Raw genomic sequence first — 11,993 nt, 5'->3', positions numbered from 1 at the left:
GTGCCGCTACGTGCAGTCGTTTGGGAACCGACCCTACCGGTGCGGAGCATCGGTTCCGGTACAAACAAAAATCCCGCCTTTCGGCGGGATTTTTGCATGATGCAGCGGGGCAGAGCCCCGCTTTACCGCGTCGATCGTTACCGATTACGCAGCCGGCTTTTCGCCGGTGGCTTCGGTGGTGATGCGGATGTTCACTTCATCGCTGACGTTCGGAGCGTAAGCGCCCACGCCGAAATCGCTGCGCTTGATGGTGGTGGTGGCGTCGAAGCCGGCGGCCGGAACCTTGGCCATCGGGTGCTCGCCGCCCGCATTGACGGTGACGTCCAGGGTGACCGGCTTGGTGATGTCCTTGATGGTCAGGTCACCGGTGACGGTCAGCTTGTTGGTGCCCGCTGCTTCCACCTTGGTGCTCTTGAAGGTGGCAGCCGGGAACTTGGCGGCGTCGAAGAAGTCGGCGCTGCGCAGGTGCTCGTCGAACTTGGCGGTGAAGCTGTTGAGGCCGCTCAGCGGCAGCTTCACTTCCACGGTGGACTTGGTCACGTCGGCCGCGTCGTACACCAGGGTGCCTTCGGCAGCGCCGAAGTGGGCGGTCGGGTGCGAGAAGCCGAAGTGGCTCCACTGGACCAGTACGTCGGTGTGGCTCGGGTCGAGCTTGTAGGTGCCCGAAGCGATCTGGATGGCTTCGGCAGCCGGGGCAGCCGCCGGCGTGGCAGCAGCGTCGGCCGGGGCGGTGGCAGCAGCCGGGGTCGCGTCGGCGGCCGGGGCGGCGGTTTCTTCAGCCGGCTTGGAGCAGGCGGCGATGGCCAGGGTCAGGGCCAGCGGCAGGAGCAGTTTGCGGGTCACGGTCATGTCAGGTCTCTCTCTCGAATTCGTAGGGAAAAGGAAAAGTAGTACAACAGCCCGTCCGCACGGACGGGCCTCAGCCGGCGGAAATGCTTACTCGATGCGGGCAGCTTCGTCGAACGACAGACGAGGCAGCCGCGGGAACAGGCCCGAAGAATCACCGTACCCCAAGTTGACCAGGAAGTTCGACTTCAGGGTGGTGCCCTTGAAGAACGCCTCGTCGACCTTGGCCGGGTCGAAGCCGGACATCGGGCCCGCGTCCAGACCCAGCGCGCGGGCGGCCAGGATCAGGTAGGCGCCCTGCAGGCTGCCATTGCGGAAGGCAGATTCACGGCGGTTTTCACGCGGGCCGTCGAACCATGCCTTGGCGTCGGTATGCGGGAACAGGTAGGGCAGCTTTTCGTGGAAGTCTTCGTCGAAGGCAATGATGACGGTGACCGGGGCGGCCAGGGTCTTGTTGTGGTTGCCTTCGGACAGCGCCGGGCCGAGCTTGGCCTTGGCTTCGGGCGACTTCACGAACACGAAACGCGCCGGGCTCGAGTTGGCGGCCGTGGGGCCCCACTTCAGCAGTTCGTACAGGGCCTTCAGCTGGCTGTCTTCGACGGGGGTGTCGAGGAAGTCATTCTGGGTGCGGGCGGTACGGAACAACTGGTCGAGCGCAGCATCGTTGAGCACGTTGGACATGAAGCCTCCAGAAGAACACGTTGGATAAGAAGGAATCCCGCACGCCCTGCGCTACCTTTATGGGGCACCGCGCGGTCGGCGAAGGCTGGCAGTGTAGAGTGTCGCGACTGTTGCAACACCCAGCCTGACTGAAACGAATTAATGCCATACGTGAAACGATGGAGTCCGCCCTGGACGATCACTGACGGCCGTGCCGGCAATGTGCGGCAGGCGGTGGCCCTGGCCACGGCATTGAAGCTGGGGGCGCACCGGCCGCTGGTCCTGCTGCCGCGCGCGCCCTGGAAATGGGTGGCGCCGCGTTGGCTGCCCGGGACAGCCACGGGCTACGGCGACGCATTTGCCACGTTGGCGCAGGATCCGCCGCCGCTGGCGGTGGGCTGCGGGCGGCAGGCGGCCGGGGCGCTGCGCGAACTGCGCCGGCGCGGCAGCAAGGTGGTGCAGATCCTGGATCCACGGCTGGGCACGCGCCACTGGGACCTGCTGGTGGTGCCCGAACACGACCGCCTGCGCGGCAGCAATGTGCTCACGCTGCTGGGTAGCCTGAACCCGGTGGACGACGACTGGCTCACGGTGGGGCGCGCGGCATTCACCAGCTTCGGTGAGCTGCCCGGCCCGCGCACGGCACTGCTGGTGGGCGGCCCGACGCCGCATGCGCCCTGGCACGAGCCGGACATGGTGCAGGTATTCCGCCAGCTGGCGGACCAGCTGCGCGCGGAGGGCGGCAGCCTGCTGGCCACCACCTCGCGGCGTACACCGCCGGCGCTGGTGGGTGCGCTGCGCAGCGCGTTCGCCGATGTGCCCGGGGTGATCTGGGGCGATGGCGGCGACGGGGTGAACCCATACGCGGGGCTGCTGGGCTGGGCCGACCGGATCGTGGTGTCGCCCGATTCGGTGAACCTGCTTTCGGAGGCCTGCGGCACGCGCCTGCCGGTGGCGGTGGCGCTGGAGGACCAGGCGCAGGGGCGGATGGTGACGTTCCAGCAGGCACTGCGCGCGCGCGGGCGGCTGCAGGAACGCTGGCTGGACTGGGGCTACCCCGGGCCGATTGAGCCGCTGCGCGAGACCGGGCGGATTGCCGCGCAGGTACGGGCGGCATTGGATATCCCCGCTTAACGGCGCGCGGCGAATGGCTACCGATGGCGATGCGCTGCCGGTAGATTCAGGGTTCACCAGCGAAGGAGCGTGCGTATGCGCAGTGCTGTGTTGGGGTTGATGGCCGTGTTGATTGCCGGCTGTTCGAGCATGCCCACCGGGCAGGATGCGGTGTCGTGGAGCTGCCACAAGGAGCTCACCGCGTATCGCAACCAGCCGCCGATGACCGACCAGCAGAAGAAGGAACAGTGGCCGCAGGAACCGCCGGTACCGGTGAGCGAGCCCTGCGCCCGCGAGTTGAGCCGCTGACCCGATCGCCGACGGTGGCGCCGACCGGGTAGAGCCGACTGTTAGTCGGCTGCCCCAACCCACCGCGTATGATGCCCGCGCGGCCCCGTACCGCTGGAGACCGATTTGCAATGGACCTGCCCTGCCCCCGCGTGAACTCACACCTGCCAATGACCCGCCGCGTGCTGCCCGCGCTGCTATGCGCAGCACTGTGGCTTGCCGCACCGTACGCACAGGCCCAATCGCAACAACCCGAATGCCTGGAGCGCCACCCCACCCCGGCGGCGCTGGCGTCGATGTTCGATGTAGCCCAACGCGCCGACGAGACGCTGGAAGCGCTGGACGGCGTGGACGTGGTGATCATCGCGCGCGGTGGCCAGGACCTGAGCCGGTACGGCCTGCGGCATAGCCACCTTGCCTTTGTGGTGCGCGAAGACGATGGCTCCTGGCGTGCGGTGCACCTGCTCAACCACTGCAAGTCGTCGGAGTCCGCGCTGTTCCATGAAGGGCTGAGCAACTTCATCGGCGAAACCGGCACGCATACGGACCTGCGCGTGGGCGTACCTACGCCAGCGGTGCGCGCTGCCTTGAAGGCGATGCTGACGCCGCCGGGCATCCAGGCCAAGGCGTTGCACGAACCGCGCTACAGCGTGGTGGCCTACCCCTTCAGCACCGAATACCAGAACTCCAACCAATGGGTGCTTGAAGTGCTGGCGGCGGCGATCGCACAGTCGCGCGACGGCACGCTGCTGGTGCGCCGTTCGCAGGTGCAGGCGTGGCTGAAGGAACAACTGTACGCGCCGAGTTCGTTGCACATCGGGGTAGGCAAGCGCCTGGGCGCACGGTTCTTTTCGGCCAATGCGGCCACTACCGACCACCCGGCCAGCGAGCGCATTTCCGGCGACTACTCGGTGGTGACGGTAGAGTCGGTATTCGATTTCCTGCAGCAGCGCGGTGCGCTGGCGCAGGAACTTGCGGTAGCACACGAGCCGGTGGCGGGGATGACCGCGCCGAAGCCGTGACACATTTTCGCGGTGCCGGCCGGTTGCCGGTGCCGCCTTCGCAGAAGGAGTTGGCATGAAGCGTTATTCGATTCTGGCTGTGGCACTGGGCATGGCCGTTGCAGCACCGCAGGCCGGTGCGCAGCACTTCACCCCCAGCCAGCAGTCCGTGAGCTACGCGGCGCTCAGCGCCTACGTGAGCATCGCGGTGATCACGGCGCCGATCTGGCTGACGGCCGCTGGCTTCAAGGAGTCGGGCAAGGGCTCGGAGCGGCGCAGTGCCGCCAAGGACAAGGGCGTCGGCACCGCCGGGGCGAAAGCGGGCCCGTTGCCGCCGCTCACCGTGGAGAAGGTGGAGCGCCAGGCAGATGGCGCCTACCAGGTGGCGCTGAAGAACCCGCAAGCGCCCGGTGACCTGGCGGTGGTGCAGTGGCCGGCCCGCGACGAGAACCCCGCGCAGGCGCTGAAGGTGGGCGATGTGCTGGACTTCACGCCCACCGAGGCCGGTGCCGGCTGGATGGTGGCCGACGCCCAGGGCACGGCGCTGGCGTTCCTGCCCACCACGGATGCGGCGGCCAGCAACCTGAGCGAACGCTGGTAAGTGAACCGGCCTGGGGTGGCCGTGGCCGCCCCAAGCCCGGATAATCCGCCGCTTCCCTGACTTCCCCTTGGTTCGCCATGTCCGCGCGCCCTGCCCCTGCGTTTGCCCCGTTGACCCTGCGCTCGCTGCTGCTGGCGGTGTTGGCCATGGGCGCGGTGGTGCTGGGGTCGAACGTGCTGGTGCAGTTCCCGATCAACGACTGGTTGACCTGGGGTGCCTTCAGCTACCCGGTGGCGTTCCTGGTGAGCAACCTGATCAACCGCCGGTTTGGTCCGGGGGCGGCGCGGCGGGTGGCGTGGGCCGGGTTTGCGTTGGCGGTGCTGTTGTCGATCTGGATCGCGACGCCGCGTATTGCGGTGGCCTCGTGCCTGGCGTTCATTGCGGCGCAGCTGCTGGACATCACCGTGTTCGACCGGCTGCGGCGCGGGCATTGGTGGCGTGCGCCGATGGTGGCCACCACGTGCAGCGCGACGCTGGATACCACGATTTTCTGGAGCATTGCGTTCGCCGGGTCCAGTTTGCCGTGGGTGAGCTGGGCAGCGGGCGATCTGGCGGTGAAGCTGGCGATTGGCGTGTTTCTGCTGGCGCCGTTCCGCGCGTTGTTGTGGAAGATGGCGCCGCGCGCGGTGTAACGGGGTGCGTCCGGTTGGGGCATGAACATCGGCAGGGCGTGCATGCACCCTGGTTGTGATGACGCCGGTAGGGTCGCATCCCAATCGACTGCCGTTATGTTTCCCGCGTTCGGTTGTGGCATGAACATCGCCGGGGAAGGCGTTTGTTTTTGCCCGAGGTCATGCGTTACCGAGCGTTGCACCGGTATCGGCAGTCGTTTGGGAACCGACCCTACCAAAGGGTAGTTCAGCCGCTTCACATGTGGCGCTGATTACCCGCTGCGCTTCTTCGAGGGCCGGCGTGAGTACGGCCAGCCGCGGCCTTCTATCCAAGGTGCACGCCAACCCCACATCCAACAACGCGGCATGCGCTTCATGCAGCGCATCGCGCGTGCCGCCCGGCAACCACGCGATGCCCGCCAACTGGTCGATCAGGCTCGGGGTATCGCGCGGTTCCAGCACCTGGGGGTGCGCACCGGCGCTGTCGAGCACGCCGGTCTGCAGCAGGAATTCCAGATCCACGATGCCACCGGCGCCCTGCTTGAGGTCCCAGCGCCCAGCATCGCTGCGGTCCAGCTCTGCGCGCATGCGTGCGCGCATCTTCACCACGTCGCCATACAGCACGTCGCGCTCGCGCGGGCGGGCCAGGGTCTGCGCGCGGATCGTTTCGAAATCGCCCAGCAGGCTGGCGTCGCCAGCAATCCCGCGCGCCCGCACCAGGGCCTGGTGTTCCCAGGTCCATGCACGTTCGCGCTGGTATTCGGTGTAGCTGGCCAACGAGGACACCAGGCTGCCCTTGCCACCGTCCGGGCGCAGGCGCACGTCGATGTCGTACAGGCGGCCGGCGGCGGTGACCGCGCCCAGCAGCGCCATGACCTTCTGGGCCAGGCGCGCATACCAGCGGCCCGGGTCGAGCGGGCGCGCGCCGTTGCTGCTGTCCTGCTCGGCCGGGTGGTCGTGCAGGAACACCAGGTCGAGATCCGAACCGAAGCCCAGTTCCAGCCCACCCAGGCTGCCGTAGCCGATGATGGCGAAGCGCCCGCCGGGCACGTCGCCGTGCGCGCGGCGCATGTCGGCGTCGGCCATGGCCAGTGCGCTCACCACCACGGCCTGGGCGAGCTGGGCCAGCTGGCGGGTGCTGTCCACGGCACGCTGGCGGCCGTCGAGGGTGGCCAGTGCCATGCGGAAGCTGAGCGCAAGGCGGGTTTCATTGAGCAGGCGCAGCGCGGCTTCGGGATCGTCGACGGCCAGCGCGGCATCGCATTCGGCCTGCATGGCGGCAGCGTCGGGGATGGGGCCGGAAACGCGTACGTCGAGCAGTTCGTCGAGCAGCAGCGGGTAGGCGGCCAGGCGCTCGGCCAGCAGCGCGCTGCGCGCAAGCACGTCGACCAGCCGGGCGAGTGCACTGGGCTGTTCGTCGAGCAGCGCCAGGTAGCTGGTGCGGCGCAGGATGGCCTGCAGCAGGCCGAGCACGCGCTTGAGTGCGGCGTCGGGCTGCGGCGAGCGGGTGGCGGCATGCAGCAGCGCAGGCAGCACGCGGTCGAGCCGGGCGCGCGCGTTGTCGGACAGCGACTTCACGCCCAGCGATTGGGCGAAGTCGCGCAGCGACTGGTCGGCGCCCTGCGGATCGTGGAAGCCGGCGTCGGCCAGTACCTCGGCGCTGCCGTTGTCGGGCAGGCCGCGCCAGTAGCTGGCCAGGGCGTCCGGTGCGGCCTGGCCGGCGCGGGGCGCGAGCAAGGCGGCGAATTCGGTGCTGACCCGCTCGCGCTGCACATCCAGTGCCGCCACCAGCGCTTCCCAATCGGCATAGCCCAGGCCGCACGCGATGCGCAGGCGGTCGGTGGGGTCGGTGGGCAGCGCGTGGGTCTGGGCGTCGCGCAGCATCTGCAGGCGGTTTTCCACCCGGCGCAGGAAGGCGTACGCGTGCAGCAGGTCGTCGCCATCCTGCGCGGCCATCTGCCCGCAGGCGACCAGCGCCGGCAGGGCGTGCAGCAGGCGACGCTCACGCAGGGAGGCCTCGCGGCCGCCGCGGATGAGCTGCAGCGCTTGGGAAAGGAATTCGATTTCGCGGATGCCCCCGGGGCCGCGCTTGATGTCGTCGAACATGTCGCGACGCGAGACTTCGGCGGTGATGGCTGCCTTCATTTCGCGCAGGCCGTCTAGCGCGGTGAAATCGAGATAGCGCCGGTAGACGAACGGGCGCAGGGTCTGCAGCCAGGCTTCACCGGCGGCGATGTCGCCGGCCACGGCGCGCGCCTTCAGCCATGCGTAGCGTTCCCAGTCGCGGCCTTCGCGCTGGAAGTACTGGTCCATGCCGGCGAACGACAGCGCCACGCGCCCGGCGCTGCCGAACGGGCGCAGGCGCAGGTCGACGCGGTGGCTGAAGCCGTCCACGGTGGTTTCGTCCAGCAGCCGCGCGAGGCGCTGGCCGAGCCGGGCGAAGTACTCCTCGGCGGCCAGCGGGCGGGTGCCGTCGGATTCGCCGCCCTGCGGGTAGGCGTAGACGAGGTCGACATCGGAACTGAAGTTGAGTTCGCCCCCCCCGAGCTTGCCCAGGCCGAACACCACCAGCTGCTGGGCGCTGCCGTCGGCGGCACGGACGACGCCGTGGCGGCCGGCGAATTCCTGTTCCAGCGCGGCCAGGGCCAGCGCCATGCATTCCTCGGCCAGCACGGTGGCGCCGGCCAGGGTGGCCGGAACGTCGTCCAGGCCGTCGAGGTCGCGCCAGATCAGCCGGGTGGAGCAGGCGGTGCGGTACCGGCGCAGACGCACCGGCCATTCGGTGGGTTGCTGGGGGTCGAGCACGGGCAACGGCAGCGGCGGGCAATCCGGCAGGGTCAATTGCGACAACAGCAGGGGCTGCCGGCACAGGGTATCGATGGCGAAATCGCTGGTGATGGCGAGCAGGCGCAGCTGGGCGAGCACGGGTTCCGGCGGCGGCCAGCTGCCTGAGTCGTTCAGGCTGAGCGCAAGGCGGGCGAACGCGCGGTCGACCAGGGGGACGAGGGCGGCGGGGACGGCATCGGCGGAGATCGGCATGAGAGCGATTATGCATGGGGCCGTACGCTGCGCCCGGTTGCGATGGGCCGGTAGGGTCGATTCCCAAACGACTGCCGATGGCGGGTCAACGCCCGGTAGCGCATGACCATCGGCGAACCTGCACGCCGTCCCCGTCAGAGGTCATGCCCCACCGGACGCGGGGAATGCAACGGCAGTCGATCGGGATGCGACCCTACCAGGCAGCACGCCGCGCTGTGACCGAATATGGGCTGTTGCCAAATTTCAGGCATAAAAAAGCCCGCTTGCAGCGAACTGCCAGCGGGCTCTGCTCCCTCCCCCACGTCGGGATGCAGGGCGATCTTCTAGGCTCGGCGGACAAGTTGCACGCTGCACTGCAAAACAATACTCACGGGTACAGATGCCCTCATTTACCTGAATAGGAAAGGGTGGATCCCGGAAACGCCATTCCACCTTGGTCGCAGCCGGATGCGGGGTGCAATGGCGGATAATGAGATTCCCCCCCAAAAACGTAGTCGTCATGTCCGTAGATCGCATTGCCGACGCGCGCCTGCGCGATCGCGTGGTGTCGGCCGAAGCCGCCGCCGCCCTCATTCAGCCCGGTGAAACCGTCGCCATGAGCGGGTTCACCGGTTCGGGGTACCCGAAGGCCGTGCCGGTGGCGCTGGCGCAGCGGATCGAGGCGTTCCACGCGCAGGACCTGCCCTTCCAGATCAGCCTGATGACCGGTGCCTCCACGGCGCCTGAGCTGGACGGTGCGCTGGCCAAGGCCGATGGCATCGCGATGCGCATGCCGTTCCAGAGCGACCCGTATGCGCGCAACCGCATCAATGAGGGCAAGCTGGACTACATCGACATCCACCTCAGCCATGTGGCGCAGCATGTGTGGTTCGGCTTCTATGGCGAGATCGACACGGCGGTGATCGAGGTGTCGGCGATCCGCGAAGACGGCTCGCTGGTGCCCTCCACGTCGGTGGGCAACAACAAGACCTGGCTGGACCTGGCCAAGAAGGTGATTGTCGAGGTCAACGAGTGGCAGCCGGCCGGCGTGGACGGCATGCACGACATCTACTACGGCACGGCGCTGCCGCCGCACCGCAAGCCCATTCCGCTGGTGCATGCCAACGACCGCATCGGTGAAACGGCGCTGCGCTGCGACCCGGACAAGATCGTGGCGGTGGTGCGCACCAACGGCCCGGACCGCAACAGCCCGTTCAGCCCGATCGATGCATGCAGCGAACAGATCGCCGAGTACCTGATCGACTTCCTGAAGCACGAAGTCGCCAAGGGCCGGCTGCCGGCCAACCTGCTGCCGCTGCAGAGCGGCGTCGGCAATATTCCCAACGCGGTGCTGGCGGGGCTGGCCAAGAGCGGCTTCCGCGACCTGAGCGCGTTCACCGAGGTCATCCAGGACGGCATGCTGGACCTGCTGCGCGACGGGGTGCTGAGCTACGCCTCGTGCACCGGTTTCGCGCTGAGCCCGCAGGCCAACGAGACGTTCAAGGAGCACATCGACTTCTACCGCGAGCGCATCATCATGCGCACGCAGGAGATTTCCAATCACCCGGAGCTGGTGCGCCGGCTGGGCTGCATCGGCATGAACGGGATGATCGAGGTGGACCTGTACGGCAACGTCAATTCCACGCACGTGATGGGCACGCGGATCATGAACGGCATTGGCGGCTCGGGCGATTTCGCGCGCAATGGGTTCCTGTCGGCCTTCCTAAGCCCGTCGACGGCGAAGAACGGCACCATTTCGGCGATCGTGCCGATGGTGAGCCACGTGGACCACACCGAACACGATGTGTCGGTGATCGTGACCGAACAGGGCCTGGCCGACCTGCGTGGGCTGCCGCCGCGCAAGCGCGCGCGGGTGGTGATCGACAACTGTGCGCACCCGGATTTCCGCGACCAGCTCAACGATTATTTCGAGCGCGCCAGCCGCGACAGTTACGGCAAGCACACGCCGCATCTGTTGCCGGAAGCGTTGTCGTGGCACCAGCGGTGGTTGGATACGGGCACGATGAAGGCCTGATCCGCTGCAACGAAAAACGCCGGGATTTCCCGGCGTTTTTTTTGGTTCGCGAACGATGCCTGATCATCGGATGCGCCCCGCGATGCACGATCACACGCGGCGCCCGGTGGTAGGGTCGGTTTCCAAACGACTGCCGATGACGGTTCAACGCCCGGTAACGCATGACCGTCGGTAAAAACAAACGCCGGCCCCGCCGAAGGTCATGCCACAACCGAACGCGGAAAATTCCACGGCAGTCGATTGGGATGCGACCCTACCGGCGTCGCATCCATATGGCGGTGATTGAACGGGCCGCCCCGTTCAATCAACCTCGCAGGCCGTCGAGCGACTCTTTCTGCAGGCGTTCGTAGATCACGAACTCGTCTTCCACCTTCATGCCCAGCGCCTGCTCGAACGCATCGCGGTTGGCGTGCGCGGCGTAGGCGCGCTGCTCTTCGCCGCCCAGGTTGGACTGGAAAATGCCCGCCGCACTGACCGGCAGGAAATCCTCGTAGACGATGGGGTCGGCACTGGCCAAGCCGGCGGCAACCAATGCTTCGGCCGGCAGGTCGCCCGCGGCGGCCGGGTTGGCGCGGCCCGCGTCGGTGAGTGCGTAGCGGTAATAGCCCAGGCCCTCGCGGCGCAGGGTGTCGTGGTCGTCCGGGAACTGCACGAACGCCGCCGCCAGGCGGGTCGGGTAATCCTGCCCGGTGCTGCCATCGCCGCCGGCATCGCGCGCCTGGCTCAGCAGCTGGTCGTACAGCGCGCGGCCCTTGGGGGTGAGGGCGAGGCCGCGCTGCTCGATTTCACCGAAGCGCGCGGTGTGGGTGCCTGCGTCGCCACCGCCGTCGGTGGGGAAGTTCACGGTTTCCTGCAGCGCCTTGAAGCTGGTCTGGCGCAGCAGGATCGGGCAGCGGCGCGGCGGCGGGCCTTCGACCACGGCCTTGGCGTCGATGCCGCGCGCGAGCATGGCGGCCTGGGCGGCGTCGATGTCGAGGGTGCGCGGGGTAAGGTGGTTGATGTGCGGGCCGCGGAAGCTGACCACGTCGGCCACCAGCCGGTGCGCGTTGTGCAGGGCGTGATAGGTGGCCAGCGACACGGTGGCATCGCTGTGCCAGCGGAAGGTTTCCAGGCTGGCCAGGACGAAGCGGCGCGCGTCGGTTTCATCCAGGCCACCATCGCGCTCGGCCTGGTCGATCAGCGCCAGCGCCTCGTCGGTGAAGATGCGACGGCGGGCGAGAATGCGTGCGGATTCCTCGCGCAGGGCTTCATCGTCGATCAGCTCCAGCCGCAGCAGCGAGGTGAACACGCGGAACGGGTTGGCCGCCAGCGCCGGCGCGGTGCGCGGGCGGAATGCGGTGGAATGTACGGGCACGCCGGCGACGGAGAGGTCGTAGTAGCCGATCGGGTACATGCCCATGACCGCGAACAGGCGGCCCAGTGTGGCCAGTTCTTCGGCGGTGCCGACGCGGATGGCGCCGTGGCGTTCCTGCGCGAGGCGGCCCGTTTCGTCGTTGCGGTCCAGCTGTGCGGCCAGCGCCGGGTCGGCGGTGAGCACGGCGTCGTTGATCTCGGCCACCAGGTCGACCAGGGTGCCGTACAGCGGCACTTCGGTGCGGTACATGGTGGACATGGCCTGGGCGAACAGGCTGCGGATATCGTCGGGTGAAACGAAACGGTCGGCGCTCATTACGTACTCGGCAACGGATCACGGGGGAGGCAATCGCCCATTGTCGCGCAGGCGAACGGTAGCCGGCGAGGTGCAGAGCAGCATTGGGGGGCCGAAGGTTGGCCGGCGCACGGCAGCCACGCATGGCGTGGCTCTACGGGCGGGGTAGAGC

The 11,993-nt window shown here is 67.9% G+C and carries 10 protein-coding genes; 6 read left to right on the top strand and 4 right to left on the bottom strand.

The window, feature by feature from the left end; all coding sequences use genetic code 11:
- Positions 1-144: 144 nt before the first annotated feature.
- Positions 145-849 (bottom strand): YceI family protein, encoded by a 705-nt coding sequence (locus ACREPD_RS20245; RefSeq protein WP_431600974.1) that lies wholly within the window; start codon positions 847-849, stop codon positions 145-147.
- Between the two features lie 87 nt (positions 850-936).
- Positions 937-1,527, bottom strand: coding sequence for a malonic semialdehyde reductase (locus tag ACREPD_RS20240; RefSeq protein WP_431600973.1), 591 nt, complete (start codon positions 1,525-1,527; stop codon positions 937-939).
- Positions 1,528-1,668: 141 nt separating this feature from the next.
- Between ACREPD_RS20240 and ACREPD_RS20235 the strand changes: the two genes are divergently transcribed.
- From ACREPD_RS20235 to ACREPD_RS20215, 5 genes are all read left to right on the top strand, one after another.
- Positions 1,669-2,640, top strand: coding sequence for a mitochondrial fission ELM1 family protein (locus ACREPD_RS20235; RefSeq protein ID WP_431600972.1), 972 nt, complete (start codon positions 1,669-1,671; stop codon positions 2,638-2,640).
- Between the two features lie 75 nt (positions 2,641-2,715).
- Complete coding sequence (locus tag ACREPD_RS20230; RefSeq protein ID WP_431600971.1) at positions 2,716-2,928, top strand: hypothetical protein; 213 nt, start codon at positions 2,716-2,718, stop codon at positions 2,926-2,928.
- 110 nt (positions 2,929-3,038) lie between these two features.
- Entirely contained in the window at positions 3,039-3,929 is an 891-nt protein-coding gene (locus ACREPD_RS20225; RefSeq protein WP_431600970.1) for a DUF2145 domain-containing protein, read from the top strand.
- Between the two features lie 55 nt (positions 3,930-3,984).
- The gene (locus tag ACREPD_RS20220; protein WP_431600969.1) at positions 3,985-4,509 is read left to right on the top strand and encodes a hypothetical protein; all 525 of its coding nucleotides are present in this window, start codon (positions 3,985-3,987) and stop codon (positions 4,507-4,509) included.
- A 77-nt stretch (positions 4,510-4,586) separates the two neighbouring features.
- On the top strand, positions 4,587-5,141 hold the full coding sequence (locus ACREPD_RS20215) for a queuosine precursor transporter (RefSeq protein ID WP_431600968.1): 555 nt from the start codon (positions 4,587-4,589) through the stop codon (positions 5,139-5,141).
- 159 nt (positions 5,142-5,300) lie between these two features.
- On the opposite strand, the gene glnE is transcribed toward ACREPD_RS20215, so the two are convergent.
- Positions 5,301-8,159: a bifunctional [glutamate--ammonia ligase]-adenylyl-L-tyrosine phosphorylase/[glutamate--ammonia-ligase] adenylyltransferase gene (gene glnE, locus ACREPD_RS20210; protein ID WP_431600967.1), complete on the bottom strand. Its 2,859-nt coding sequence runs from the start codon at positions 8,157-8,159 to the stop codon at positions 5,301-5,303.
- A 499-nt stretch (positions 8,160-8,658) separates the two neighbouring features.
- On the opposite strand from glnE, the gene ACREPD_RS20205 reads away from it, so the two are divergent.
- Positions 8,659-10,173 (top strand): acetyl-CoA hydrolase/transferase family protein, encoded by a 1,515-nt coding sequence (locus ACREPD_RS20205; RefSeq protein ID WP_431600966.1) that lies wholly within the window; start codon positions 8,659-8,661, stop codon positions 10,171-10,173.
- A gap of 304 nt (positions 10,174-10,477) precedes the next feature.
- On the opposite strand, the gene hglS is transcribed toward ACREPD_RS20205, so the two are convergent.
- A complete protein-coding gene (hglS, locus tag ACREPD_RS20200; protein ID WP_431600965.1) occupies positions 10,478-11,842 on the bottom strand; it encodes a 2-oxoadipate dioxygenase/decarboxylase HglS in 1,365 nt (454 codons plus the stop codon).
- Positions 11,843-11,993 lie beyond the last annotated feature (151 nt).

This window comes from Stenotrophomonas sp. (genome assembly GCF_050737075.1).
GTDB lineage: Bacteria > Pseudomonadota > Gammaproteobacteria > Xanthomonadales > Xanthomonadaceae > Stenotrophomonas.
Note: the sequence above shows the minus strand (reverse complement) of the source record. Positions and strands in the feature narration are given on the sequence as shown.

What these genes read in the sequence shown, in the direction of transcription:
- ACREPD_RS20245 (WP_431600974.1), bottom strand. Translation starts at nt 849, where the DNA reads ATGACCGTGACCCGCAAACTGCTCCTGCCGCTGGCCCTGACCCTGGCC.
- ACREPD_RS20240 (WP_431600973.1), bottom strand. Translation starts at nt 1,527, where the DNA reads ATGTCCAACGTGCTCAACGATGCTGCGCTCGACCAGTTGTTCCGTACC.
- ACREPD_RS20235 (WP_431600972.1), top strand. Translation starts at nt 1,669, where the DNA reads ATGCCATACGTGAAACGATGGAGTCCGCCCTGGACGATCACTGACGGC.
- ACREPD_RS20230 (WP_431600971.1), top strand. Translation starts at nt 2,716, where the DNA reads ATGCGCAGTGCTGTGTTGGGGTTGATGGCCGTGTTGATTGCCGGCTGT.
- ACREPD_RS20225 (WP_431600970.1), top strand. Translation starts at nt 3,039, where the DNA reads ATGGACCTGCCCTGCCCCCGCGTGAACTCACACCTGCCAATGACCCGC.
- ACREPD_RS20220 (WP_431600969.1), top strand. Translation starts at nt 3,985, where the DNA reads ATGAAGCGTTATTCGATTCTGGCTGTGGCACTGGGCATGGCCGTTGCA.
- ACREPD_RS20215 (WP_431600968.1), top strand. Translation starts at nt 4,587, where the DNA reads ATGTCCGCGCGCCCTGCCCCTGCGTTTGCCCCGTTGACCCTGCGCTCG.
- glnE (WP_431600967.1), bottom strand. Translation starts at nt 8,159, where the DNA reads ATGCCGATCTCCGCCGATGCCGTCCCCGCCGCCCTCGTCCCCCTGGTC.
- ACREPD_RS20205 (WP_431600966.1), top strand. Translation starts at nt 8,659, where the DNA reads ATGTCCGTAGATCGCATTGCCGACGCGCGCCTGCGCGATCGCGTGGTG.
- hglS (WP_431600965.1), bottom strand. Translation starts at nt 11,842, where the DNA reads ATGAGCGCCGACCGTTTCGTTTCACCCGACGATATCCGCAGCCTGTTC.